We start from the raw sequence: 23534 nt of genomic DNA, 5'->3' as shown, positions 1-23534 counted from the left end.
CGTCATGCCGGAAGAGGAACAAGGGGCCACGCTGGGCCGTATCCGCGCAGTGAGTACGGGCGTATCCGCGTGCCCGCGGACGCCCGAGCCATTCCGGACAGGCGTCCCTGCCCTTCCTCAACTTGTTAAATGATCATGGCGTCTCATACCCTTACCCGCCGGTACGGGAGGTTTCGCTCGCTGCGTCCCGTACGTGGCGTCTTCAGCGGGCAGCATCGGGGAAGAAGAATGAAGCACGCAGTACGCCGCATCGGCGCCGCCGTGGCCACGGCGGTGTTCGCCGGCGGGATGGTCGTCGCCCTTCCGGGAATGGCAAGCGCCGCAGGCCCCGGGTACCACTGCGAGAACTGGCAGTCGAACACCCACAAGTGGACTGCCTCCTGCACCGTCACTTCCGGCCAGGCGCGCGCCACGACCGAGTGCGGCAACGGCAAGGTCATCTACGGCAAGTGGGTCGGCCGCGGGCACTGGGCGTTCGGCGGCGAGTGCGGCCAGTACGCGCTCATGGCCACCTCGGTCGACTGGAAGAAGTAGCCGTCGGACCCGGGCCCAGTGAGTGCATCGATCGAGTGCAGACCGGTGGCGATCGCGGACCGTGCACTCGTGACGCGCGCGCGTGAGACCGTCGGCGGGACCCGGCACCGCGCCGGGTCCCGCCGTCCTTGCGACGCGGGATCCGGGGCTCAAGCAGTGGCGCGGCCTCGCCACTCGGGATGACAAGACCGCCACCACCCACCTCGCCCGACTCCACCTCGCCGCCGTCTTCATCTGGTCAGCGAGGTGATCCGAAGGAAACGGCCTACGGGCGGCGGGCCAGCAGGTGGGCGTCGAGGAAGCCCCGCTCGGAGGCCGGGTCGTGGAGCAGGCGGGCGAACGGGACGAGCCCGGCACCGGCCAGCAACTCGGCGAAACGGTCCACCGGCCAGCTGTAGGCGGGTGTCACCTTGTGGTCGAAGCGCACCGGCTCCGGTCCGTCGGTCGCGAAGAACGAGACCAGGAGCAGGCCCCCGGGCGCCAGGACACGCGCCTGCTCGGCGAGCAGCGCCGGCAGTTCCCCGGGCGGGGTGTGGATCATCGAGTAGTGGGCCAGCACGCCGCCGAGCGCGCAGTCCTCGACCGGCAGGGCCTCCATCCGCGCCTCGTCGAACCGCAGCGCAGGATGGGCCCGCCGGGCGTGGTCGACCATGCCCGGGGAGAGGTCGAGCCCGAAGGCGTCCAGCCCCAGGTCGTGCAGCATGGCGGTCAGATGCCCCGGCCCGCACCCGACGTCGGCTGCTCGCAGGTTTCCCGCCCCCCGCACCAGCTCGGCGAAGGTGGTGATCACGGCCCGCGCGAACGGCTGCGTCTCCAGCCTCCGGTCAGCGAACATCGACGCGTACAGCTCGACGATCCCGTCATAGGCCGCCCTGGTCTCGTCCTGGTGTTCCACCACGGGAGAGAAGCTAACAGACGCGCCCATGGGCGCCGTTCGGGCCGACTGGTGCGCATGATCGCGCTGCCGAGGCATACCACCCCTTGCCCGACCTATCGAGATTCGATAGATTCCCATCGTAAGTCGATGGAAGGATGGGCCGTGGGAAAACTGACAGTCGGCGCGCTGCGCGCCGTGCTCGTGGTGGTGCTCGTCGGCACCGTGTTCGTGCAGACGATGATGGTGTGGGCGTTGTTCACCGACCCGGAGGACGGCTCGCTCCCGCTGACCCCGCTGCGCGTGATCGTGTTCCTCGGCATGGCGTCGGCGCAGGTCGCGCTCGTCTGCGTTTGGCGGCTGGTGGCGATGGTGCGGCGCGGAACCGTGTTCTCCCACGCCGCCTTCCGGTACGTGGACGCCGTGATCGGCGCGATCGTGGCGGCCGCGGTCCTGTGGTTCGCGGTCACGGTCCTCAACGCGCCGGGCCAGCGGGAAGACCCCGGCGTCACCCTCATCATGGGCGGGATCGGCCTGGCCATCCTGGGGGTCGCGCTCATCGTGCTCGTGCTGCGGATGCTGCTCGCCCAGGCCGTCGCGCGCGACGCCGAAGCCGCGCAGATGCAGGCCGAGTTGGACGAGGTGATCTGATGCCGATCGCCGTGGACATCGACGTGATGCTGGCCAGGCGGAAGATGTCCGTGGGCGAGCTCGCGGACCGCGTGGGCATCACGCCCGCCAACCTGGCGGTACTCAAGAACGGCCGCGCCAAGGCGGTGCGCTTCGCGACGCTCGCCGCGCTCTGCGAGGTGCTCGAATGCCAGCCGGGCGACCTGCTGCGCTGGGAGACCGAGGACGCCGCGGGCGGATGACGTGATGCGGCCCGCCACCACACGTGCCGCCCCACATCGAATCCCGCGGTCTGATCGGTGACTCTGTGCCCCAACTCATGAGCGGCGCGCCATGTAGGCCTCCACCCCGCACCCCCATCGTGCCGCATGCCAGGGTGCTGCCGAGCGGGTACTTTCGGCACACTGGACCCGGTAGACGTCGTTGAGGATCTGTACGACTCGCTTCTTCTTGCCCTCGGGGCCGGCGGCGGGTCAGCGTGGGCGCTTTGGACGCGCTTGCGGAGCCGTCGACGGGGTGCGGGTTCGCTCCGCCATCGCCCTCCAGAACGCCTTGAGCTCATGTACCGTCATGCCCTGCCAGCTTGCCTGTCTGCGCCTCAAGGTGACCTTACCGAGCAGCGCCTGCTGCTGCCTGCAGAAGGGCTCCCGGAATTCGGAGCCGGGCCGTCCTCCCCTCGGAGGGTACGGGCACAGCTCGAACTTGCAGTTGCGCAGGCAGCCCGTCCCGGGCTCGGCCGTCCCCGGCATGCCCACCGTGCGCTCGGGTTGGAGCACACCACGGTCCATCGTCAGGCACGGCGGAAGCACCGTGCGGTTCGTACGGTGCAGCCTTGCGTCGTCCGCCTTGAGTCCGTCGCCCTCGGTGAGGTTGAGCAGGAGCATGACGTCGGCGAGGAGCTGCTGCGCCCGCGGGTGCAGGGTGCTCCACCCCACGGAGGGCGGGATCCAGAGGTTGTGCCTTCGATGGACCTCCGGATCGGCCGTGCTCGATCCGATGTTGGCCGAGGTGCCTTTCTCGTCGATCCAGATGAACCGCTCCGGGTGCCGGGTCTCCAGGGCAAGGGCCGCGAGGTCTCCCGCCTCGGCGACGAAGGGATGAAGCCGCTTTCCTCCTTCGGCCGCCAGCTCGTCAGCGGGCCGGTCGCCGGGAGCCTGCTCACTGCCGGCTATGCCCAGCCAGCGTTCCACCGCCCGTACCGGGTCGGTGCCAGCCCGGCTGCCGCGCATTGTTCCGTCCGGTTCAACGTCGGTGCCATCAGGCAGCTCCCACAGGCACAACGCATGGATCAAGGTGAGCTGGGAGTACCAGTAACGCGCGCGGGCGAGCATGAACTCCGCCCGCTCGATCAGGAACTCCCGGGCCTCATTGGAGGTGGCGGGGTGCCGCCTTCTGCGATTCGCCGCGTTCTTGAAGCCCTGCGCGAGCGCGATTTCCAAGGAGATCGGAAGATCCGCCCGCCCTGTCGCAGGGTTGGCAAGGAGGTGCTGCAGCCAGAGCTTCATCCGCTCTTGGGCCTGGCTCCGCCGGTCGCTGCCCACGGAACCCACGACCATGGGGACCAGCCATGCCCTCGTGACGAACTCCCGCCAGATCTCGACCGCAGTCCTGTTCTTGTACGCCTCCTGCAGGTCGGACACACCGGGGAGCCCAATCTTCTTCTCGCGTTGCGCGCCTTCCTCGTACTCAAGCTCGGCCATGGCCAGCTTGTACTGCTCCCAGGGATCGTACTTGTCGGTATCCGGAACGTTCTTCTTCTCAGGCCAGGGAAAGAGCTCCCGCAGCGCGTCGAACGCATGGTCACTGCCCGCGCCGATCTCCTGGGCGATGGCCAGCCGGACAGGATAACTTTGCTCGATCCAACTGATCCGCATGAAATCGCCGTAGGCAGGCTTCTCCCAATTCCCGTGGCTTTCTTCCTCCTTCAGCGCACGATCAAGCCGGCGGGCCGCCTCACCGAATCGGTGCACGAGCCTCAACTTGGCTTCGTCGAGTGTCCTGGGGTCGCCCTCCGTGAGTTCGCACCATCGTTCCCTGATCCTCTTGGCGATGTCCGGATGTGCCGAATCGCCGAGTTCTCCGGTGTCGATCTCCAGCACTGCGGCGTAGAGGTCGATCGCCTTGTCGTCCCTCCGTCGTTCAGCCGCGTCGAGCAGCAGACGGACAGTGTCCGCTTGCGCGGCGGGTTCGCGGCGCGATCGCATGATCAAGGCGATGAGAAGTTCACGTCCGGGATCTTCCAGCGCCTTCGCAAGGGTCTCGACGGAGTTTTCCTGGACAGCTTGCAGGAAACCGGATGCCAGATAGGACTGCAGGATGCTGTGAGGAAATCTGACCTTGTGGCTGTAGGCCTCGACCAGACCAAGTTGTTCACCGCACGCACCAAAGCGTGACAGTGCGGTGCGCCAGCAAGCCTCCTCCTCATCATTGGGCAAATCTGTGACACGTTCCCTCAGTTCACCCAGGATGGCCGGATAGGGGATCACCGGCTCCTTAGCGCCACCCTTGCCCTCTCCGGACCATCCGATCAATTCGTCGAACCTGACCTCCAGTCGGTCATTGAACAGGCCCACGCAAGCCAGCGCCGAGATCACGGAGACGGTTTTCTCACGCTGCTTCGGGGAGATGTCGAACTCGGCGCGGAGATAGATACAGCGGCGACTCCGCGACCGCGGCCGTCTCGACGATCCAGTCGAGTCGTCGACCGTCCACTCCTGGGTCCTGGTGCGCCAGATAGGTGAGTGCGGCCTCCTCGCTGAGCGGCTCGAGATCGATGACGGCCGCTTTGGTGCTCTCGAGCGCGGCATGCGGCCGCGAGGCGATGACCAGCGGCAGTCTCTGCCTTTCGGCCAATCGAATGGCCCGACGTATGACGCTGTCACGGTTCGGTTCCTTGTCGTCGTCACAGAAGGCTTCCTCCAGCCCGTCCGCGACGACCACGGCTTTGTCCTCCATGCGGATCTGCCGCCACATCCGCTCCGCCTGTGCCCGAGATATCACTCCGGGGTCCACTTCTTCGCAGAAGCGCCTCTTGGCCAGCTCGCTGAGGTTCAGATCGTGGCCGTCGAGGTCGGCCCGTCGAAGGTGAACCGGGATGGGGACGGCTCCTTGCTCCGCCAGCATCTGCGTCAGTTGTACGAGCACCGCCGTCTTTCCGCTGCCGACCCCGCCGACGAGTATGTACGGTCGGCGGCGGCGGCGGTCACGCAAAGCCTGGGCCAGCACCGAGCAGAGCTCGTCCCGGCCGACGACCTCGTCGACTATCGTCCCGGCAGTCGGCACCAAGTGCCGCGGATTGGTCTTGGCGATACGAGTGATCGGCCGGATGGTCTTCCAGCGCCGCACCACCAGGAAGACGGTCGTACTGAGGGCAAGGGCGAGGAAGGGAGTGACGAAGCTGATGACGGCGCTACAGGACTGAGTCGTGTTATGGCATAGGTGCTCGACGCGTCCACGCCTGCCCTCGGCAATGACAGAGACGGCCATACCGAGCCACGCCAGAAAGATTATGGTTCCTGTCCAGGAAAAGACCTTGACATAGGTCCCGGGCGTCCGTCGCGCCCACCACTTTCCCCGCCATCTACCACTGGCGGCAACACGGCGGTGCGTTTCCCTCCGGACTCGCCAGACCCGTGACGTCCGGAGAAAGTAGGCCCACATCCGGGAAAAGAGGCGCTTCCCTCGGATCGGGAGGGGCTCGGGTGGCGGCCGGAACCGTCCTTCGGGATGCCGGATGACTTGATTCATCAGGGTTCCAAGGAAAGTGTTCGGCGGATTCGGCACGTCTGGTGGGTGGTGCGCGAGCCGTTGGACGAGGTCCGTGCCGACCATGGTGCCGAGCAGGAAGCCGGTGCCGAGCAGCCAGCTCACGACGCATCTCCGCCAATGTCCGTCAATCCCTCCCGGAGTCCCGGTACCTCGCTCCGGCCTCCTGCCCGGGCCTGCCGGATGCGGTGCCGTTCGGACTCCTCCCCTTCCAGCAGGCACACGGTCAGGCCTGCCGCGCAACCGGAGACACTGCCGTCGGTTCCGCGAGGTGACCTGACCGGAGACATGGGCGGGTTCCACATGTGTCCGGCGGCAAGTGGGGTGACGGGCCACATGTGCCGCTGACCTGGGCGTTCCTATGGTGCGGCGACACGGAAACGTCCCCACCTCCGTCCGGAAGCGGTACTCATGGCCGCCTGTGCCACACCGTCAGCCCGCCCCGGGAACATCAAGGGAGTCGTGGCCGCCAGTCTCGTCGGGACCACCGTCGAGTGGTACGACTCATCCGGTCGAGGCTATGACCTGGGAGGTTCCCCTCAATGAGCCGCGGAGGTCAGCACAGAACCAGCACCGCAAATTCTCGTCCGGTGATTCCTGGGGAGGGCTACTGCCCCGCCCGGTGGGCGTGAGTACAAGACCGTCGTATGCGCCGTGGCATCGTGTGCCGGAAGTCGGTACGGATCCGGCATCAGCTCCATACAAAGCCCCAGGTCAGCGACCTGGGGCTGGTTGTTTTCCTGGACCCCCCGGCTGGTGGTCAGGCGTGCTTGTCCGCGGCGTGGTGGGTGGGCTGGACCGACCAGGTCGGGGGTTCGTCGTTGCCCGAGTCCTCGTCACTTTCCGCGTCGGCGAAGGTTGCTTGGATCTTGCCCGGGGCGTGGTGGACCGGGGCATAGACGGCGTAGAGCTGCATGGGCTCGTCGCCGGTGTTGGTGATGTTGTGCCACGTGCCGGCGGGCACGAAGACCGCCCAGCCGTCTTCGACCTCCTGGTCGAAGTCGAGGCGGTCCTTCGCGCTGCCCATCTGAACGCGGCCGCGGCCCGCGTCGAGGCGGAGGAACTGGTCGGTCCCTGGATGTGCCTCCAGGCCGATGTCCTCCCCCACCGGGATCGACATGAGGGTCAGCTGGAGGTACTTCCCGGACCAAGCGACCGAGCGGTAGTCGGTGTTCTCCAGCGTGGCCTGCTCGAGGTCGAAACTCTGAGGTTCGGGCCCGATGTCCTTGATGGTCATGCTTCTCTCCCGGTCGGTGGAGGTAGTACGCGTTCGGGCGCAGGTTTTGCGCCGGGCCAACCCTTTCAGACTCACCGCGGTGTTATGGCCCGACGCCAGTGACACTCGCGCCGGGCGGTCAGCGGGCCCCAGGACGCGGGGGGGCGGAGCCGCGCCCTAGCCGCACAGCCGGGCGAGGGCCGGGCAGGAGTCGACGGTCCGGGCGGGCAGGTCCACCCCGGTCATCACCTCGTGCACGCACGGCGGCTCGGCGTCGAAGTGGAGCGGGAGCCTGTCGGCGGCCGGACACCCTGTGAACGCCTCAAGCAGAAGACCCGGCCCCGGATGTAACCAAGCTCCAACAGACGCACACCTAGAGCGCGAAGGAGCGGTGGCGCCCGAGCGATGTCGTCAGTTCCGCGGCGGCGCGGCGGGCGGCTGCCGCATGGTGCGGCGAGTGCCACGCCAGCGCGACACGCTCGGCGCGGGCGTATGCCTCGGCGGCCGCCGTCTCCTCACCGAGCAGGCGGTACAGGTCTCCCAGCGGGTGGGCCAGCGGCCGGGAGGCGTAGGCGGCGCCTGCCGCGCCCCCGAACTGGTTCCGGAGCGGGAGCAGATGCCGGACCAGCAGGCCGGCGGTGTCCAAGTCGCTGCACAGGAGCGCCAGTTCACTCCGGTAGTCCAGTTCGATTCCGTACAAATGGTCTGTCACCGGCGCGGTGGGGAAGGAGATTCCGCGTGCCTCGTCCAGCCGCCCCTGACGGGCCAGAAGGAGGGCGTGCGCCACGGACACCGGCGCGCCGACCGCCTCGTGCACCTCCCGGACACTTCGCTCGATGTCCGCCGTCCGCCCCCGGGTGAACCGGATCGTGCACAGGCCCCACGTGCGCGGCCCGTTCGCGTGGTGCGCCCCCACCCGGCGGAACGGCTCGTCGGCTTGGGCGTAGCGTTCCTCCGCCTCGGTGAACCGCCCCGCGATCGCGGCGAGCATGGCCTGGGTGGTGGCGTTGATGCCGCGCGCCCACAGCATCTCGTACCGGTCGGCGAGGTGCAGTCCCTCGCTGGTGTGCCGGTCGACGCCCGCCGGGTCGTTGCGGCCGGCGGCCGTCATGGCATCGAGGTGCTCGCAGACCCACCGGTACGCGGGCAGGTCGTGCTCGGAGGCCAGGAGCCGCAGCCGGGCGACGAGGGGGTCCCGGTCCTCGTGGTGGTGTTCGTGGGGAAGCAGTCTGGCGGAGGTCATCAGGGCGGCGGCCAACAGTTTCGGCTCTCCGGAGGTACGGGCCAGCGCCAGCTGCGCGTCGGCCGCGGCCCGGGCGCGCGTGGTGTCCTCGCCTGCCACCGCGTCCGCCAACACCTGGAGCACCCTGGCCCGGGTCTCCTCGTCCAGCGAGCGGTCCCCGGCCGGCCGCTCCAGCCGGGCGAGCGCCGTCCGGTCGAAGAGTCCTTCCAGCCGGCTGCGCCAGGGGGAGGGCTCGGTCCAGGCTCCGTAGACGGCGGCGACCAGGTCGTCGCGGCGGGCCCGCACCGCCAGTTCCACGGCCCGCTGCCGGGTGTGCCGGGCCGCGTCGGTGGCGCCGGCCCGGATCTGGGCGCCGAGCAGGCGCACCAGCAGGCTGACGGTCGCGTCCGGTGCCGCGTGCGGGTCGGCGGCGGCCGCCGTGTGCACGTCGATGGCCTGCGCGAGCAGTCCGACGGCCGCGTCGTGCGCGTACCTCTGCTCGGCCAGCTCGGCCGCTCGCAGGGCGTAGTCCACAGCCAGCGGGGCGTTGGCGGCCCGGCCGGAGCGGGCGAAGTGGTGGGCCAGCGCCGCCAGGTCGTCGGGGCGGTGGCGGCGCAGGACCGCGGCGACGCGATCGTGCAGCCGGGCCCGGCGCACGCCGGTCAGATCGGTGGAGACCGTGTCCCGTACCAGGGCGTGCACGAAACCGACCCTGCCCGGACCCGGTTCGGTGAGAAGGTCGGCCGCGAGCGCGGCATCGAGTCCTGCCAGGACCGTCTCCTCGTCCGCGTCGGCCGCCTCCACCAGCAGGGCCGCATCGGCCTCCGTGCCCATGACGGACACCAGGCGCATGGTGGCGAGCGCGGCATCGGGCAGGAGCGCCAGCCGGCGACGCAGGACGTCCCGGACACCTTGGGGGACCTCCGACAGGGCGACGAGTTCGCCTTCACCGTCCAAGAGCCGTGCGCTCTCCCACACGTAGAACGGGTTGCCTCCGGTACGTGCGGCGATCGCGTCCAGGGTGGCCGGGGCCACAGTGGTACGCATACCCGTGACGACGGTGGCCACGGCGTCAGACGGTAGCCCGCCCAGCGCGATCCGGTGCGGCGGGCGCGGGGCGAGCTGGGCGAGCGTCTTCGCCAGCCGATCGCCCACCTCGGAAGGCCTGTAGCAGGCGACGGTGAGGAGGGGAACGCCCGCGACCGCGCCCGCTGCCTCCAGAAGCGCCAGCGTCTCCGCGTCGGCCCGGTGAAGGTCCTCCAGCAGCACGGCGAGCGGCCGCTCGGCAGCCGCGGCGGACAGCCAGGCGGTGAACGCCCGGTGTATGCGGAAGCGGCCGGCCGTGGCTTCGTCGCGGGTGGCGACGGGCGCTGCGCCGGCTCGTGCAGCAGGACGGCCAGCTCGGCCGGGGTCGCGGGCTCGGCCCGGCGGGCGAGCGCGCCCAGCACCTCGACCCAGGCCCAGGCGGGCGGCGCCCCTTCGTATGCGGGGCAGCGCCCCACCACCACCGTCCAGCCGTCGCTCGCCAACCGGTCGGCGAGCCGGCTGAGGAAGGCCGATTTACCGGCGCCGGCCTCGCCGGTGCGGCGTCCGCGGCGGCCTCGGCGGTGCGCAGCTCCTCCTCCCGGCCGAGGAACAGCCTCCCCGCGTCGGCGCCGGGCGTCGGCGCCTGCGCTCCGCCGGCAGGGGCACTGTTCATGGCGACCGCACGGGACGTGGAGGACGGGACGGACGTTCCGGGGGCCGTTGACGTCTCGGCCCGCAGGACGTCCAGACGCTGCTCCAGGATGGCCCGCTCCACGCTGCGCAACACGGGGGTGGGATCGCAGCCCAATTCCTCCCGCATGACGGACCTGGCCCGACGTAGCGTGGTCAATGCGTCCGCCTGCCGCCCGCACGCCCACTGGGCGAGCGCGAGCAACCGCCACCCTTCCTCCCGCAGCGGCTGCCCCGCCACCAGGTCGGCGGCCGCCCGTGCCGCCTCGGTGGGGGACCCGGTACGCAGGTCGGCTGCGGCAGCGAGCTCACGGGCGTCCGCCAACAGCTCGGTCAGCCGGGCCACTTCCGGCGCCGCCCACTCCTCATCGGCGTTTTTCTGGAATGCCGGCCCCCGCCAGCAGGCCAATGCGTCGGCCAGCAGTTCCCGCGCCTGTGGTGCCGGAGCCTTCCGGGCCTGCTCCAGCCGAGCCTCGAAGTGCCAGGCGTCCACCGCTTCACCCGGCAGCCGAAGGGCGTACCCCGGCACACGGAGGTGACAAGCAGGCGCGCGGGGGCGCGGGGCGGTCGCTCCGGTTCCAGCAGTCGGCGCAGGTTGGACACATAGGTGTGCAGGGAGACGAGGGCCTTGGCGGGCGGGGTGCCGCGCCACAGGTCCTCGGCGAGCCGGTCGACCGAGACCACGGCTGCCGCGGGCGACCAGCAGCCGGGCCAGCACGGCACGCTGCCGTGGGGCTCCCAAGGGGAGGACTGCGCGCACCCGCCAAGTCGGCGCACACCTGACCGAGTACGTCACCGGCTTGCACCACCACCACACGGTCGAGGACGAGACGATCTGGCCGCTCTTGCGCGAGCGTGCCGACGCCGTCGCCGCCGGCACGGACATCGTCGTGCGTGGAGGAGCAGCACGCCCGCATCGACCGGAGCCTGACCGAGGTCACCGCCCAAGCGCCCGGCTGGCAGCGGACCGCCGACCGGACGGCCGCGAAGGAACTGGCAAGGGCCCTGGAAGAGCACCGCGCCGCGCTCCTGGAGCATCTTGACGACGAGGAACGGCTGGTCCTGCCCCTGGTGGAGCATTACTTGTCGGTCGCCGAGTGGGACGCGGCGGGCCGCCGCGGACTGGAGACCGTCCCCAAGGACAAACTCATGCCGGCCCTGGGGTCGCTCCTCGAAGACGCCGACCCGCAGGAGCGTGCCTACTTCCTGGACAAGGCGCCCCTGATCGGCCGCCTGCTGTGGCGGGCCTTCGGCCGGCGCCAGTACGCCGCCGCCTGCCGGGCCCTGCGCGCCCCTCTCCACGGAGGTACGCAGCCCCTCGCGTTCGCGCAGAAGGCGTTCAACATCCGCAGGGACGGCCGGGTCGCGCTGCTCTTCTCCGACCCGACGGGCAGCGGACTCGACTCCGCCCCGCAGATCGTCGTCCGCGGCCACGCCGCATGCTCTGACGAGATCATGACCGGGCCCCAAGGAGCCGAGGACCACTGGCGCATGCTGTTCGCACGCCAGCCCCACAGCCGCGCATGGCGCGCCCGGCTGCGTCGCTCGACGGCGACCTTCCCGTCGTGTGCTCAGCCGAGGGCGCGGTCGAGGTTGAAGGCGGCACTGATCAGCGAGAGGTGGGTGAACGCCTGGGGGAAGTTGCCGAGTTGCTCTCCGCTCCGGCCGATCTCCTCGGCGTAGAGGCCCACGTGGTTGGCGTAGGTGAGCATCTTCTCGAAGGCCAGCCGGGCTTCCTCCAGGCGTCCGGCGCGGGTGAGCGCCTCGACGTACCAGAAGGAGCAGATCGAGAACGTGCCCTCCGATCCGTGCAGGCCGTCGGGGCTGGCCTGCGGGTCGTAGCGGTAGACCAGCGAGTCGGAGACCAGGTCCGCGGTCAGCGCGTCGAGGGTGGAGAGCCACTTGGGGTCGGTGGGCGCGATGAACTTGGCCATCGGCATCATCAGCACCGAGGCATCGAGCACGTCACTGCCCAGCCCCTGGACGAACGCACCGCGTTCGGCCGACCAGCCCTGGCTCATGATCTGCCGGTAGATCGCGTCCCGGCTCTGCTGCCAGCGGGCGAGATCGGCGGGCAGGCCGCGCCGGTTGGCCATGCGGATCGCCCGTTCGATCGCCACCCAGCACATCAGCCGCGAGTAGACGAAGTGCCTCCGGCCGCCCCGGGTCTCCCAGACGCCCTCGTCGGGCTGCTCCCAGTTCTCGCAGAGCCAGTCGACCACGGCGCCGACCTCGTCCCAGTGGTCGCTGCTGATGGGCTTGCCCCACTTGTCGTACAGGTAGACGGAGTCGATCATCGCGCCGTAGATGTCCAGTTGGAGCTGACCGGTGGCGGCGTTCCCCACCCGCACCGGGGTGGAGCCCAGGTGCCCTTCGAGGTGGAGCAGCTCGGATTCGGGCAGGTCCTTCCGGCCGTCGATGCCGTACATGATCTGCAGCGGACCGGCGGGGCCGGCTCGCGGCTCGATGCACCGCTCGGACAGGAAGCCCATGAATGCCTCTGCCTCCGAGGTGAAGCCCAGGCGGAGCATCGCGTAGACGCAGAAGGCGGCGTCGCGGACCCACACGTACCGGTAGTCCCAGTTGCGCTCACCGCCGACCCGTTCGGGCAGGCTCGTCGTCGGGGCGGCGACGATCGCACCCGTCGGCACGTAGGTGAGGAGCTTCAGCGTCAGCGCGGACCGGTTGACCATCTCCCGCCAGCGGCCGCGGTAGCGCGAGCGGCTCAGCCAGCGGCTCCAGAACCGGACCGTCGCCTCGAACTGCGCCTCGGCCTCGGCGCGCGGACATGCCTGCGGGCGGACGTCATCGGTGATCCGGTCGAAGGCGAACACCGCGGACTCGCCTTCGAGGAGTTTGAAGTGCGACGTGACGTCCTTGCCGTCGGCTTCCAGCGGAGCGGTGGAGGACAGCGCCACCGACAGGGAAGAGGACTCAAAGACTGCTTCGTGGGCCTGCACGCGTACGGTGTGCGTTTCGGCGCCGTAGCCGAAGCGGGGCGCGACCCGGGCCCGGAACGGCAGGGTGCCCCGGACGCAGATCACCCGCCGGATCAGCCGGTGCCGGGATGCCTCGCGGGATTCGTCGAAGACCGGCATGAAGTCCTGGATCTCCGCCACCCCGTCGGCGGCGTAGAACCGCGTGATCAGCACATTGGTGTCGGGGAAGTAGAACTGCCGCGTCCGTGCCGGCACGTCGGCGGCCAGCTCCCACGACCCGCCCCGGTCGGCGTCGAGGATCGACGCGAACACGCTCGGTGCGTCGAAACGAGGGCAGCAGTACCAGTCGATCGTGCCGTTCGTCCCCACGAGCGCGGCGGTCCGGAGATCACCGATCAGACCATGCTCGGAGATCGGCAGACAGCGCGAGCCGTCCACTCCCCCGGATCCGTTCCCGAACTCCATGCCGGCCTCCCTACCATTGGGCCACGGGCAGGTGCGGGCTCAAAAAGCCCCCTTAATGGTAGTTCGCCCCGAATCTCATGACGGAGACTCGAAGCACCACCTCAAACACTTGTTCGAATAGCTGATTCCGGTCCGGGCAATCCACCGGCCTGGAGCTCCTCCTGGCAACGACCGCGGACACGCTCGCCGCCCCGGACTCACAGACCCTCTCGGTACCGACCTACGAATCACCTCATTCCGACGACGCCTCCTCACCTGCCACGCGGTAACCCTTGGTGCGAACCGTGGAAGCACCCGCGAAACACACCTCACCGGTGCAGCCCCCGGGCACACCGACCGAGGACGCGAACGACAGGAGTTCGACATGACCGAGGCGCTCGACTGGAACGCGAAGAACATCGCGGAGTTCCGGGCGAACGAGGGAAAGGTCGGCGGAGTCTTCGAGGGCGCTCCACTGGTCCTCCTGCACCACGTCGGCCGCAAGAGCGGACGGGAGTACGTCAGCCCCACGATGTACCTCCCCCACGACACGGAGCCGGACGTGATCTACGTCTTCGCGACCAAGGGCGGAGCACCCGCCAATCCGGACTGGTACCGCAACCTGACCGACGTGCTGCGGGTCGAGGAGATGGAACGCCCCGCACCCGGGGACGGGCAGGTGCTCGTGCCGCGTGAGAGCGGCAGGCATCAACCCGAGTGAGGCGGTCATCCGCACAGGGGCACGGACGCAGATGTTCCCGTCGACGTTCCCTTCCGGGCAGGGCAGCGACCTCGCCGGGGTCATCGAGGAAGTCGGCTCCCGAGTCGACGGATTCTCACCGGGCGACGAGTACTCGGGTTCAGCAACAAGAGGGCGTCCCAGGCCGAGGTGGTCCTGGTCGAGGTCGGCGACCTCACCCACAAGCCGGAGAACGTGTCCTGGGAGGTCGCCGGCAGCCTGTACGTGGTCGGCTCAACCGCGTGGCGAGCGGTGCACGCCGTCCCCGACGGGCTCCTCCAGGTCCCCATCGCAAGGGTGTACCCGCTGGATCAGGTCCGCGAGGCGTAGACCGAGCTCGAACGCCGTCACACCCACGGCAAGATCGTCCTCCGACCCTGGCCGGTCCATGCCAACGCCAGGCGACCGGTCGCACCTCGGACCGCTTCGGCGCCATGCCCGCGGGGGTACTGGGGTGCTGCGCACCCACGCAGCCGAGAAGGAAGACCTGGCCCTGGAAGGCCGTCGGCCTCGCAGCCCCCGTCATCGCCAACCGGCGCACCCTGATCGCCCAGGCCTGCCGGAACCCTGAAGTTCGACGCCGTCCTGTCGCCGGTCGAGGTCTGGCGGCGCGCCTCGGACTACGGCTTCGCCGAACCACGCCGTTGACTCCGCCGCTCGGGGGCAGAACTCAGGGGGCCCGCCAGACGTTGGCGAAGGCCGCGTTCTCGATGGACCGCCGCTGGCGCACAGCCTCCAGTTCCAGCACGGCATCGTTGACGGCGGCCAGCACGGTGGTCACCGCCTCGCCGTCCGGGCCGGGAGCGTCCTCGGAGGGTCCGCCGCGGATGCCGACGGCCACGGCCAGGGCCCGGAGGACGGGTTCGTCCTCCTCCCAGCGCCTGCGCGCCCGCTGCCGGGCCGGTGAGTCGACGAGTTCCAGGTGCCCGGCCCCGAACGGCAGGTATCCGCGCCGCGCCGGGGACAGCAGGCCGTCCTCCTCGAACACCCTCTGATAGGCCGCGGACAGGTCGCGGCCCCTGCGCCACAGCCAGTCGTCGACGCGCTCGTACGGCTCCTGTCGCCCGAGCGCCGACGCTGCCGCCCCGAGCAGTTGGTCGTCCAGCGCAGGCTGCGGGCCGGGGAGGATGAGGTCGTCGTCCAGGGTGACGGCTTCCGCCGCGATGAGATCGATCAGTTCGGCACCGGCCAGGGCCAGGGACAGGTCACCCTGTCCCACAGGGCGCTCGGGCGGAGCCTCCAGGGCGACGATGAACAGGTCTTGCGCCGTGGTCATGAAGGGCTCCCTCGTGGTCGGCCGAACAGCTTCCCGTCGCTGTCGGCGACGGTGCGGGTCGATGCAGGTGCGGGGCAAGTGTCGCCCCTGGGCTGATCGGCCGTCCGGCCGCAGGCGCGGCCGGCCGAGGTCCCGAGGGTGACCGTACGGCAGCTCTCGACCTCAGGGGACGGTGATGACGACCTTGCCCCGGATGTGCTTGCCGGCGAAGTCGGCCACCGCCTGCACCGCATCGCCGAACGCGTAGCGGGCACCGATCTCGACGCGCAGACCGCCGTCCGCGGCCCGGTTCGCGAGATCCTCCAGATCTCCCGGTTCCGGGACGAACGAGCCGATGTAGACCGGGGTCACGCCGCGGCCCAGGTCGTCCGGGCCGAACAGCGGGGACACCACCCTGCCACCGGACCTGGCCGCCCGGGCGCCGGCGCCAGCCCCTCACCGCGGTTGACCAGGTCGACGACCACGTCGACTCCGTCCGGCACCAGCTTCAGCGTCTCTTCGACCACGTCGGACTGCCGGTAGTCGACGGTGTCCGCGGCACCGAGCTCGCGGATGTAGTCCGCGTCCTGGGCGGTGGCCGTGGCGATCACGCGGGCTCCGAGCGCGTGCGCGAGCTGTACGGCGTACAGACCGATTCCGCCGGTGGCACCGATCACCAGCACGCTCTCACCCTCGGTCAGCCCGACCGCCCGCAGCAGGCACACCGCGGTCATGCCGGACTCGGGAATGGCCGCCGCGTGGACGGCGTCCAGCTTCTGCGGCCGATGGGCCAGCCGCGGACCCGGCGTGGCCACGGTGTACTCCGCCACGGAACCCGCCTGTCCGACGAACCCGAGCACCCGGTCGCCGGGCGCGTACCCGCTGACGCCGGCCCCGGCCTCCACCACGGTTCCGGCGACGTCCATCCCGACGATCAGCGGGTGCTCGGCCGGAAAGAGGTCCTTCGCCGCCCCTGTGACCAGCATGAGATCGAGCGGGTTCAGTGCAGCCGCTTCGACCTTGACCACGACCTCGTCCGGTCCCGCGGCCGGCTTCGGCAGCTCGGCGATGGTCAGGCGGTCGAGCGGTTGGTAGTCGGTGGCGACGAGGGCTTTCACGGGCGGTTCCCTGAGCTGGGGCCGTACCGGAGCCGTACCGACGGCGCCGCACGGCACGGGCAGAGGCGGTCACTGTCTGCCGACGCCTCAGGACCGTGGGCCTGAAGACGGCACGCCGTCCGTTTCTACGGCACCGGGCCCGCTCGCGGGTCGAGGCTGTCCGCACTGCCGCCGCGCGCGACACGTTCGGCGCAGTTCTCCACCCCTGCCCCGGCCGATGCAGGCCGGACTTCAGCCGCGGGTGCGGTAGCCGGGGTGGACTCCGGGGGTCAGTTCCTGTTCGGCCGCGACGCGCTCGAGCAGGCCGAGCAGGTGCGTGCGCTGCTCCGGGTCGAGGGCGGCGAGCAGGGCGTCCTCGTGGGCCGCGGCTGCGCGGGAGACCGCGCCGAGGGTGCGTCTGCCCTCCGCCGTGAGGTGGAGCTCGTAGTTGCGGCGGTCCTCGGCGCTGCGCCGCCGTTCGACGAGGTCCTTGCCCTCCAGGCCGTCGATCAGTGCGACGACACCGACGCGGTACGCCTGTCCGGAGCCCTGCAGTTCGCGGCATCGGTGCCGCTCGCGATCTACGCCGCGACCGTCTCGGCGCGGCTGCACAAGCTCGGCGTACGCGCCCCCGGCGCCACCATCGCGCTCGCCGGAGGCGTCCTCGCCTCGGCCTTCCTCGCCTGCTCCGGACTGGTCACCTGGGTGCTGTCCCGGCCCGAGGTCGCGGGGCACGGCGACGTCGTCCGGGCCCTGCAGTACCGGGCCTTCGGGCTCGGCGGCCCCGGCCACGTCGTCCTGCTGGGGCTGCTGGTCGCCGGGATCGCCGTACCGGGGCTGCTCGCCGGCTTGCTCCCGCGCGCCCTCGCCGTGGCGGGACTGGCCGTCGCGGCGGTCGCCGAACTGTCCACGCTGGTCCTGCTGGCCGACGGGGCCGCCCTGCTGCTGCCGGTCGCCCGGTTCGCCGGCCTCCTGTGGCTGATCGCGGCCGGGTTCCTGCTGCCGCGCCGCCGCGTCCGTACGGAGGGCTGACCGCCATGACGAGTGCCACCACTGCCGCCGCGCACGACCCGGCGGAACGCATGCTCCGCTTCCACCAGCCCGAGAAGGTCCTGCGCCATCTCGGCCCCGCGCCCGACGAGGCCGCGCTCGGAGCCCTGTTCGGGCTCGACCCGGCCGGCTACCGGGCGCTCCTGGACCGCTTCGAGGCGCGGAACCGGGCGGCCGCCGCCGCACTCGCGGCCGAACCGGGAGCGGCGGCACGCCTGGCCGGCCTGCCGTTCCGGCCGGGCGAGCACGTCGTGGCCGTGGGGGAGAGCACCACGGCCGACCGGCTGTCCTGGTTCGAGATCCTGCGGCACCTGCTTCCGGACGGCGTGCGCTGCACGAACCCGGCCGTGACAGGCAGTACGACGACCCAGGCCCTGGCGAACCTCCCGGCACTCGCGTTCCAGCGGCCCGACTGGGTGCTGTGCATGCTGGGGTCGAACGACGTCCAGCGGCTGGACGGGGTCCCGCTGATCTCCGCCGCCGAGACCCGCCGCACCCTGCGGGACCTGCGCGACCTGACGGTCCGGCGGACCGGGGCCCGGTGGGTCTGGCTCACCCCGACCGGCGTCGATCCCGGGCGGGTCGCGGAGTACGTCCACTTCCGGCGGGCCGGTCTCGGCTGGGCCGGGGCGGACCTCGACGCCGTCGCGGAACTCCTGCTCGCCGAGCCCGAGGTCACGATCGACACCCGGGCCGCCGCGCACGGCCACTGGGAGGAGGACGGCGTCCACCTCACCCCGGCCGGTCACCACCACGTCGCGGCGGCGGTGCTGGACGCGCTCGCGACGGAACCGGGCCCGCCGTGACCGCGCCGGTGGGCTACCTCGGGCTGATCGTGACCTGGTACGTGGTTCCGCTCCTCCCGTGGGTGCTCACGTTGACGGTCTGGCCGTGGCCGTCCCACTTGGCGTTGCGGCCCTGGACCGTGACGCGGTAGCCGTTCGGGTAGGTGTCCTTCGGCACGGTGATCTCGGTGGGTCCGGCGGCGTTGTCGCGGGTGCGGAAGGTGAGGGTGTAGGTGCGCGCGGCGGGGTCGTACTCGAAGCCGAGCGGGTCTCCCGCGACGGCCCGCGCGTAGGGCTGGACGAGCAGCCGGGCGTTGGGCTTCACCGCGCCCGTCTGGTCGAGGAAGCAGTAGCCGCCGCCCCGGCACCACTGCCACCACGTCCAGCCGCTGGAGAAGCGGTCCAGGGAGGCCGTCATGTCGGTGACGAACCGGCTCGCGTGCGGAACGTACGGGTTGCCGCCCCACTCGCCGACGAGCACCGGCATGCGGTGCCGGGTCGGATAGTCGCTGATCGCGGCCTCGTAGGCCGGGATGAAGGTGCCATCGGGGTCGTAGTCACCGCCGGTCTCCATCGCGGTCTCGTAGAAGTGCGGCGCGTACCCGGCGTGCGGGTCGTCGATGGGCCCCATCCGGGTGGGGACGCCGAGACCGACGATGACGGTGGGTTCGACGAACACCCACGACTTCTGGTCGACGAGACGGACCGCCCGCACGAGGCGGTTCCACATCTCGGTGAGCTCGCCGGCCTCGAAGCGGGCCGCGGCGGCAGGGAGGTCTTCGCCCTCGAGGAACCGCGCGAACGGCTCGTTCATCAGGTCGTAGCCGAGCAGCGCGGGGTGCCCGCCCAGGGCGGAGGCGACCGTCGTCCACATGCGGGCGTGCGCGGTGCGGAGGTCGGTGTCCTTGTACAGGTGGTCGAAGGCGGCCTGTACGGACGGCTCGAAGTACTCGGAGAACCAGTCCTCGGGAATCGGCCGGAACGGCAGGCCCTCGTCGCGCGTGGCCCAGGCGGGCACCCCGCGGGAGCCGAAGTGCGGTCCGTATACGTCCTGGTGGGCGTCGAGTACGACCTTGACGTGGTAGCGATCGGCCCAGTCGAGGATGCGGCGCATCTTGGCGAGGTAACCGCGGTCGTAGTGTCCGGGCGTCGGTTCGAGGTCGTCCCAGAAGAACGCCAGGCGCGCGAGGTTGAACCCCCGGGCGGCCATGTCCTTCAGGTCGCTCTCGTGGATGTCGGCGAACGCGTCGGCGCCCCGGCTGCTCTTGTCGGCGAGGTTGAAGCCGCGCCATTGCAGCGCGCGGCCCTGGCCGTCGGTGGTGAAAGTGCGGTCCCCAATGGTGACGCGGTCGGGGACGCGGTCGGGGTGGGCCTGGGCCTGCGCGGGGAGGACGCCGAGCAGGAGGGCTGCCACGCCGAGGGCGACGGGGGCGAAGCGGGAGGTCCGGCGCATGCAGGAGACCCTTTCGGGGGGTAGCGTCTCTGACGATGTGTCACGTGTCGGTCGGATGTTACTGACCAGTCAGGCAAGTTCCCATCATTTCCCCGGAGTTGTTGAGGGGATGTGCTGCTGCGCGGACCCTCCCTGCCACGAGGCCGGCCGGGCGGGGTGCTCACGCCAGCAGGCGCAGCGCTGTCGCCGCGATGCCCAGTCGTACGCTCTGACCCCAGGTCAGCTGCAGGGCATCCGCCTCCATGCCGTCGCCGAAGACCACGATCCGGTCCGACTCGACCGTCAGCCACAGCCCCTCCCGCTGGTCCAGATGGCCGCCGACCATCGAGGTTCCGGTCGCGGGCGACGGCCAGGCTTCGCGGACGAACCACAGGAGTCGGCGGTCCGACGGTGCGGGCAGCTGCGTCGTGCTGCCGCGTTCCAGCCACAGGGAGCGCAGCCAGCCGGTGGCGCCGGTGCCGGTGCCGACGAGTACCCCGGAGGACGCCTGGGCCTCGCCCGGACCTTCTTCGCCGTCGCGGCCCAGGCGGTAGCGGGCCGTCTGGTGGCCGGGCGAGCCCAGGTAGATCTCGTTCAGCGCGAGGAGGCGCTGGGTGTCGTCGGCGACGGCCTCGACCATGGTCAGGTCTTCCGTCGGCCCCCCGCCGACTGCGGCGCGCAGGAGGGCAGCCGTGTCGGTGCAGCGGTGACGGACCAGGACTCCGGGGTTGCGTCCCGGGTCGGTGTCGATGCCGACCACGGGCTGTCCGGCGAGGTACTTCGCGGTGTTGGCGACCAGGCCGTCCTGCCCGACCACGACCACCACGTCCTCCGGCGCGAACAGAAAGCGGTCCAGGTCCGCCCGTTCCACCTGGGAGCGGCGCCAGGTGAGCGGCACCGCTGCCGCCACCTCGCGCAGCGCCTGCCGGGTCCGGTTGTGGCGGCCGACCACGTCGTCGATCGAGCGGCCCCGGCTGGAGAGGAAGAACGCCGCCTGCCCGTGCGTCCCGTGCCGGTCGACCAGCTCCTCGTACTCGGTCCTGCGGTGCACGAGCACCGCCCGAGGTGCCAGGCTCACGTGTCCGCCCCGGTGTCCGGGCGCCCGAGCCTGCCAAGGAGGCCGGTGAGGACGTCCGGAGTGAGCGTGATGCTCTCGACGCGCGGCAGGTTCTCCGCCAGCCGGGTCGCCGCCAGGGCGTACAGCGTGCCCGCGCCGGCCTCGTCGTGCACCTGCAGCCAGGAAGCCTGGGCCTCGGCCCGTGCCGACCCGGTCTCGCGCACCGCTGCGGCGTCCGCCCGGGCCAAACGGACCTTGCGCGCCGCCTCGGCCTCGGTCCGTACGCTGTCGGCCGCCGCCTTCTCCTCCGCCTCGCGACGGGAGTTGACGCCCCGCTGCTCGATCAGCTGCTCCTCGCGCCGGGCCAGTTCGATCTGACTGGCCAGCTCGTTCTCGGCGATCGCACGCTCCCGCTCGACGGCGACGGCCCGCCGTTCGTAGGTGGCCCGGTCCGCCTCCTGCTGGATCTGCTCGCGGGCCGGTGTGCGCAGGGCGCGCTCCACCTCGGCCTCGGGCCGGATCGCGACGACGCGTACGGCCACCACGTCGATGCCGGTGTCCGGGAGCCGGGGCTCGGCGGCGAGACCGGCGGCGACGCTCTGTCGTACGGAGGCGACGCCGTCCACCAGGGCCACGGCCAGCGGGGTCCGGGCCAGCACGTCCAGCGTGTGCTGCTGCGCGGTCTCGGTGAGGAGGGTGGAGATCTGCTCCAGGGGCGCGCCGCGCCAGCTGCCGCTGTCCGGGTCCACGGAGAAATCGAGCCGGTCCGCCGCCGCGGCCGGGTCGCTGATCCGGTAGGTGACGGTGGCCTGCACGGTGACGTCCTGGAAGTCGGCCGTACGGGCGTGGAACGCCATGGCCAGCTCCCGGTCGTCGACGGGCACTTCGGACAGCGCTGCCGACAGCGACCGGTACCAGAAGCTGAGCCCACGGCCGTCGTGGACGAGGCGGCCGCGCTTGTGGTGGCGGATGTGGGTGGTGGGCGCGGAGCGCAGGTGACGCCAGCCGAAGCGACGGGTGATGTCGGCCATGGTGGGAACCCCCTTGAATTCGTCATCATGACGATAAGCGACCGGCTCACATATCGTCAAGAGGACGAAAAGACGAGGCCCAGGTGCCACCGCGCCATCGGAGCCCGGGGATGTCGCGATCACGGAGTCGGCAGAGAACCGCGTCATGCGAGGAATCCGGGGTGCGCTGGGATATCTCGCCACGCCGAGGGAATTGGGGGCAGGTCCTGTGGCCGTCGCCCGTGGGAGCCGGGAAGACCGCGTTCGCCGGCAGTGTGGTGGCGGGGCACACAGGGTACGGCCTGATTGTGATGGCCCGCCACATATGTGGCCGGCCCGGGGACTTCTACGTTGTGGCGACACCGATCGTCCCCGCAGACCCCCTGGAAGTGGTGTTCATGGCCTCCCCCGGCAGCATCAAGCGCATCGTCGCCGCCAGCCTCATCGGGACCACCATCGAGTGGTACGACTTCTTCCTCTACGGCACCGCCGCGGCGCTGGTGTTCAACAAGCTGTTCTTTCCGACCACCGATCCGCTGACCGGTACCCTCATCGCGTTCATCACGTACGCCATCGGGTTCCTCGCCCGGCCGCTGGGCGGGGTGGTGTTCGGGCACTTCGGGGACAAGGTCGGGCGCAAGAAGCTGCTCGTGGTCAGTCTCCTCATGATGGGCGGGGCGACCTTCGCCATGGGGTTGCTGCCCACCTACGCCGCCGTGGGTGTCGGCGCGCCCGTCCTGCTCACCCTGCTGCGGCTCGTGCAGGGCTTCGCGCTCGGCGGCGAGTGGGGCGGGGCCGTGCTCATCGTGTCCGAGCACGGGGGTGACCGGCACCGCGGATTCTGGGCCTCGTGGCCGCAGTCGGGGGCTCCCGGCGGGAACCTGCTGGCCACCGGCGTGCTCGCGGTGCTCGCCGCCGTGCAGTCGGACGCCGCGTTCCTGGCGTGGGGCTGGCGGATCCCGTTCCTGCTGTCGGGGGTGCTGGTGGTCGTCGGCCTGTGGATCCGGCTCTCCGTGTCGGAGTCCCCCGTCTTCCTCGCCGCGCAGGCCAGGGCCCGCGCCGAGGCGGCCCGCGGGGTACGGGAGAAGGCGCCCGTCGTGCAGGTGCTGCGCAGGAGCCGGCTGCAGGTGCTGACCGCCATGGGGACCCGGTTCGGCGAGAACATCTCGTACTACGTCCTCACCTCCTTCCTCCTCGTCTACGTCACCACCCACCTGGGCCTGCCCAAGAGCACCGCCCTGAACGCCGTGCTGATCGGCTCGGCGGTCCACTTCCTCGCCATCCCGGCCTGGGGTGCGCTCTCGGACCGGATCGGCCGTCGCCCGGTGACGCTGATCGGCTCGGTCGGCATGGCCCTGTGGGCCTTCGGGTTCTTCGCGCTGGTCGACTCGGAGTCGTTCCCCGTCATCACCGCGGCCGTCACCGCCGGTCTGCTGCTGCACGGTGCGATGTACGGGCCGCAGGCCGCCTTCATCTCCGAGATGTTCGACACCGGAGTCCGTTACTCCGGAGCCTCGATGGGCTCACAGCTCGCCTCGGTCTTCGCCGGGGCGCCGGCGCCCGTCATCGCCGTCGAGCTGTTGAAGGACTACGACTCCTCCGTCCCGGTGTCCCTGTACCTGTGCGCTGCCGCCCTGGTCACCACCCTCACCGTCCTCCTCGCCCGGGAGACCCGCGGCCGCGACCTGGCCGGTACGGGGCCGACCGCCTCCGCGCCCGGCCGTACGGGCCGGCTGCCCGCGGAGACCACCCCGGACCCCGTCTGATCC

At 70.7% G+C, this 23534-nt stretch carries 22 protein-coding genes and 2 pseudogenes; 10 read left to right on the top strand and 14 right to left on the bottom strand.

Going from position 1 to position 23534, the window contains the following annotated elements:
* Nucleotides 1-228 precede the first annotated feature (228 nt).
* On the top strand, nucleotides 229-534 hold the full coding sequence (locus ABZ128_RS05250; protein WP_356846136.1) for a hypothetical protein: 306 nt from the start codon (nucleotides 229-231) through the stop codon (nucleotides 532-534).
* Nucleotides 535-799: 265 nt separating this feature from the next.
* Here the strand turns inward: ABZ128_RS05250 and ABZ128_RS05245 are convergent, their stop codons facing one another.
* Nucleotides 800-1432: a class I SAM-dependent methyltransferase gene (locus ABZ128_RS05245; protein WP_356846135.1), complete on the bottom strand. Its 633-nt coding sequence runs from the start codon at nucleotides 1430-1432 to the stop codon at nucleotides 800-802.
* Nucleotides 1433-1573: 141 nt separating this feature from the next.
* Here ABZ128_RS05245 and ABZ128_RS05240 point away from each other — a divergent pair, with 141 nt between their 5' ends.
* Entirely contained in the window at nucleotides 1574-2059 is a 486-nt protein-coding gene (locus ABZ128_RS05240; RefSeq protein ID WP_356846134.1) for a DUF2975 domain-containing protein, read from the top strand.
* The gene (locus ABZ128_RS05235; RefSeq protein WP_048579793.1) at nucleotides 2059-2280 is read left to right on the top strand and encodes a helix-turn-helix transcriptional regulator; all 222 of its coding nucleotides are present in this window, start codon (nucleotides 2059-2061) and stop codon (nucleotides 2278-2280) included. Before ABZ128_RS05240 ends, ABZ128_RS05235 begins: the two co-directional genes overlap by 1 nt.
* 231 nt (nucleotides 2281-2511) lie before the next feature.
* Here the strand turns inward: ABZ128_RS05235 and ABZ128_RS05230 are convergent, their stop codons facing one another.
* The 5 genes and pseudogenes from ABZ128_RS05230 to ABZ128_RS05210 all read right to left on the bottom strand — a co-directional run.
* A complete protein-coding gene (locus ABZ128_RS05230; RefSeq protein WP_356846133.1) occupies nucleotides 2512-4632 on the bottom strand; it encodes a hypothetical protein in 2121 nt (706 codons plus the stop codon).
* Nucleotides 4633-4645: 13 nt separating this feature from the next.
* A complete protein-coding gene (locus ABZ128_RS05225) occupies nucleotides 4646-5908 on the bottom strand; it encodes an NACHT domain-containing protein (RefSeq protein WP_356846132.1) in 1263 nt (420 codons plus the stop codon).
* A 655-nt stretch (nucleotides 5909-6563) separates the two neighbouring features.
* The gene (locus ABZ128_RS05220) at nucleotides 6564-7040 is read right to left on the bottom strand and encodes a cupin domain-containing protein (RefSeq protein ID WP_356846131.1); all 477 of its coding nucleotides are present in this window, start codon (nucleotides 7038-7040) and stop codon (nucleotides 6564-6566) included.
* A gap of 352 nt (nucleotides 7041-7392) precedes the next feature.
* The gene (locus tag ABZ128_RS05215) at nucleotides 7393-9510 is read right to left on the bottom strand and encodes a hypothetical protein (RefSeq protein WP_356846196.1); all 2118 of its coding nucleotides are present in this window, start codon (nucleotides 9508-9510) and stop codon (nucleotides 7393-7395) included.
* A gap of 574 nt (nucleotides 9511-10084) precedes the next feature.
* Nucleotides 10085-10843: pseudogene (locus ABZ128_RS05210) on the bottom strand (bacterial transcriptional activator domain-containing protein); the annotation flags it as partial.
* Between the two features lie 8 nt (nucleotides 10844-10851).
* On the opposite strand from ABZ128_RS05210, the gene ABZ128_RS05205 reads away from it, so the two are divergent.
* Nucleotides 10852-11640, top strand: coding sequence for a hypothetical protein (locus ABZ128_RS05205; protein WP_356846130.1), 789 nt, complete (start codon nucleotides 10852-10854; stop codon nucleotides 11638-11640).
* Here ABZ128_RS05205 and ABZ128_RS05200 read toward each other — a convergent pair.
* On the bottom strand, nucleotides 11529-13361 hold the full coding sequence (locus ABZ128_RS05200) for a glycoside hydrolase family 15 protein (RefSeq protein WP_356846129.1): 1833 nt from the start codon (nucleotides 13359-13361) through the stop codon (nucleotides 11529-11531). The genes ABZ128_RS05205 and ABZ128_RS05200 overlap by 112 nt on opposite strands.
* Nucleotides 13362-13725: 364 nt before the next feature.
* On the opposite strand from ABZ128_RS05200, the gene ABZ128_RS05195 reads away from it, so the two are divergent.
* The 3 genes and pseudogenes from ABZ128_RS05195 (at nucleotide 13726) to ABZ128_RS05185 (ending at nucleotide 14409) form a co-directional block, all read left to right on the top strand.
* Nucleotides 13726-14061: a nitroreductase/quinone reductase family protein gene (locus ABZ128_RS05195; protein ID WP_356846128.1), complete on the top strand. Its 336-nt coding sequence runs from the start codon at nucleotides 13726-13728 to the stop codon at nucleotides 14059-14061.
* A pseudogene (locus ABZ128_RS05190) lies at nucleotides 14033-14131 on the top strand (NADP-dependent oxidoreductase); the annotation flags it as partial. The gene ABZ128_RS05195 and the pseudogene ABZ128_RS05190, both read left to right, overlap by 29 nt.
* A gap of 98 nt (nucleotides 14132-14229) precedes the next feature.
* Nucleotides 14230-14409 (top strand): hypothetical protein, encoded by a 180-nt coding sequence (locus ABZ128_RS05185; RefSeq protein ID WP_356846195.1) that lies wholly within the window; start codon nucleotides 14230-14232, stop codon nucleotides 14407-14409.
* 340 nt (nucleotides 14410-14749) lie between these two features.
* Here ABZ128_RS05185 and ABZ128_RS05180 read toward each other — a convergent pair whose 3' ends face one another.
* The 4 genes from ABZ128_RS05180 to ABZ128_RS05165 form a co-directional block, all read right to left on the bottom strand.
* Entirely contained in the window at nucleotides 14750-15355 is a 606-nt protein-coding gene (locus tag ABZ128_RS05180) for a GPP34 family phosphoprotein (RefSeq protein WP_356846127.1), read from the bottom strand.
* Between the two features lie 162 nt (nucleotides 15356-15517).
* Complete coding sequence (locus tag ABZ128_RS05175) at nucleotides 15518-15748, bottom strand: zinc-binding dehydrogenase (RefSeq protein ID WP_356846126.1); 231 nt, start codon at nucleotides 15746-15748, stop codon at nucleotides 15518-15520.
* Nucleotides 15703-16452, bottom strand: coding sequence for an NADP-dependent oxidoreductase (locus ABZ128_RS05170; protein ID WP_356846125.1), 750 nt, complete (start codon nucleotides 16450-16452; stop codon nucleotides 15703-15705). Before ABZ128_RS05170 ends, ABZ128_RS05175 begins: the two co-directional genes overlap by 46 nt.
* Nucleotides 16453-16683: 231 nt before the next feature.
* On the bottom strand, nucleotides 16684-17043 hold the full coding sequence (locus ABZ128_RS05165; RefSeq protein ID WP_356846124.1) for a hypothetical protein: 360 nt from the start codon (nucleotides 17041-17043) through the stop codon (nucleotides 16684-16686).
* Between ABZ128_RS05165 and ABZ128_RS05160 the strand changes: the two genes are divergently transcribed.
* Nucleotides 16999-17463 (top strand): hypothetical protein, encoded by a 465-nt coding sequence (locus ABZ128_RS05160; protein WP_356846123.1) that lies wholly within the window; start codon nucleotides 16999-17001, stop codon nucleotides 17461-17463. The two genes, ABZ128_RS05165 and ABZ128_RS05160, sit on opposite strands and share 45 nt — an antisense overlap.
* A 5-nt stretch (nucleotides 17464-17468) precedes the next feature.
* The gene (locus tag ABZ128_RS05155; protein ID WP_356846122.1) at nucleotides 17469-18287 is read left to right on the top strand and encodes an SGNH/GDSL hydrolase family protein; all 819 of its coding nucleotides are present in this window, start codon (nucleotides 17469-17471) and stop codon (nucleotides 18285-18287) included.
* Nucleotides 18288-18300: 13 nt separating this feature from the next.
* Here ABZ128_RS05155 and ABZ128_RS05150 read toward each other — a convergent pair whose 3' ends face one another.
* From ABZ128_RS05150 to ABZ128_RS05140, 3 genes are all read right to left on the bottom strand, one after another.
* Nucleotides 18301-19719 carry a cellulase family glycosylhydrolase gene (locus tag ABZ128_RS05150; RefSeq protein WP_356846121.1) on the bottom strand — a complete coding sequence of 473 codons (1419 nt, stop codon included), beginning with the start codon at nucleotides 19717-19719 and terminating at the stop codon, nucleotides 18301-18303.
* A gap of 160 nt (nucleotides 19720-19879) precedes the next feature.
* Nucleotides 19880-20776, bottom strand: a complete 897-nt coding sequence (locus ABZ128_RS05145) for a hypothetical protein (protein WP_356846120.1) — start codon at nucleotides 20774-20776, stop codon at nucleotides 19880-19882.
* Entirely contained in the window at nucleotides 20773-21786 is a 1014-nt protein-coding gene (locus ABZ128_RS05140; RefSeq protein ID WP_356846119.1) for an SPFH domain-containing protein, read from the bottom strand. The genes ABZ128_RS05145 and ABZ128_RS05140 overlap by 4 nt, the downstream gene beginning before the upstream one ends.
* Before the next feature lie 377 nt (nucleotides 21787-22163).
* Between ABZ128_RS05140 and ABZ128_RS05135 the strand changes: the two genes are divergently transcribed.
* Complete coding sequence (locus tag ABZ128_RS05135; RefSeq protein WP_356846193.1) at nucleotides 22164-23531, top strand: MFS transporter; 1368 nt, start codon at nucleotides 22164-22166, stop codon at nucleotides 23529-23531.
* Nucleotides 23532-23534 lie beyond the last annotated feature (3 nt).

This window comes from Streptomyces sp. NPDC006326 (genome assembly GCF_040612915.1).
Lineage (GTDB): Bacteria > Actinomycetota > Actinomycetes > Streptomycetales > Streptomycetaceae > Streptomyces.
Note: the sequence above shows the minus strand (reverse complement) of the source record. Positions and strands in the feature narration are given on the sequence as shown.

What these genes read in the sequence shown, in the direction of transcription:
- ABZ128_RS05250 (WP_356846136.1), top strand. Translation starts at nt 229, where the DNA reads ATGAAGCACGCAGTACGCCGCATCGGCGCCGCCGTGGCCACGGCGGTG.
- ABZ128_RS05235 (WP_048579793.1), top strand. Translation starts at nt 2,059, where the DNA reads ATGCCGATCGCCGTGGACATCGACGTGATGCTGGCCAGGCGGAAGATG.
- ABZ128_RS05220 (WP_356846131.1), bottom strand. Translation starts at nt 7,040, where the DNA reads ATGACCATCAAGGACATCGGGCCCGAACCTCAGAGTTTCGACCTCGAG.
- ABZ128_RS05200 (WP_356846129.1), bottom strand. Translation starts at nt 13,361, where the DNA reads ATGGAGTTCGGGAACGGATCCGGGGGAGTGGACGGCTCGCGCTGTCTG.
- ABZ128_RS05195 (WP_356846128.1), top strand. Translation starts at nt 13,726, where the DNA reads ATGACCGAGGCGCTCGACTGGAACGCGAAGAACATCGCGGAGTTCCGG.
- ABZ128_RS05180 (WP_356846127.1), bottom strand. Translation starts at nt 15,355, where the DNA reads ATGACCACGGCGCAAGACCTGTTCATCGTCGCCCTGGAGGCTCCGCCC.
- ABZ128_RS05155 (WP_356846122.1), top strand. Translation starts at nt 17,469, where the DNA reads ATGACGAGTGCCACCACTGCCGCCGCGCACGACCCGGCGGAACGCATG.
- ABZ128_RS05150 (WP_356846121.1), bottom strand. Translation starts at nt 19,719, where the DNA reads ATGCGCCGGACCTCCCGCTTCGCCCCCGTCGCCCTCGGCGTGGCAGCC.
- ABZ128_RS05140 (WP_356846119.1), bottom strand. Translation starts at nt 21,786, where the DNA reads ATGGCCGACATCACCCGTCGCTTCGGCTGGCGTCACCTGCGCTCCGCG.
- ABZ128_RS05135 (WP_356846193.1), top strand. Translation starts at nt 22,164, where the DNA reads ATGGCCTCCCCCGGCAGCATCAAGCGCATCGTCGCCGCCAGCCTCATC.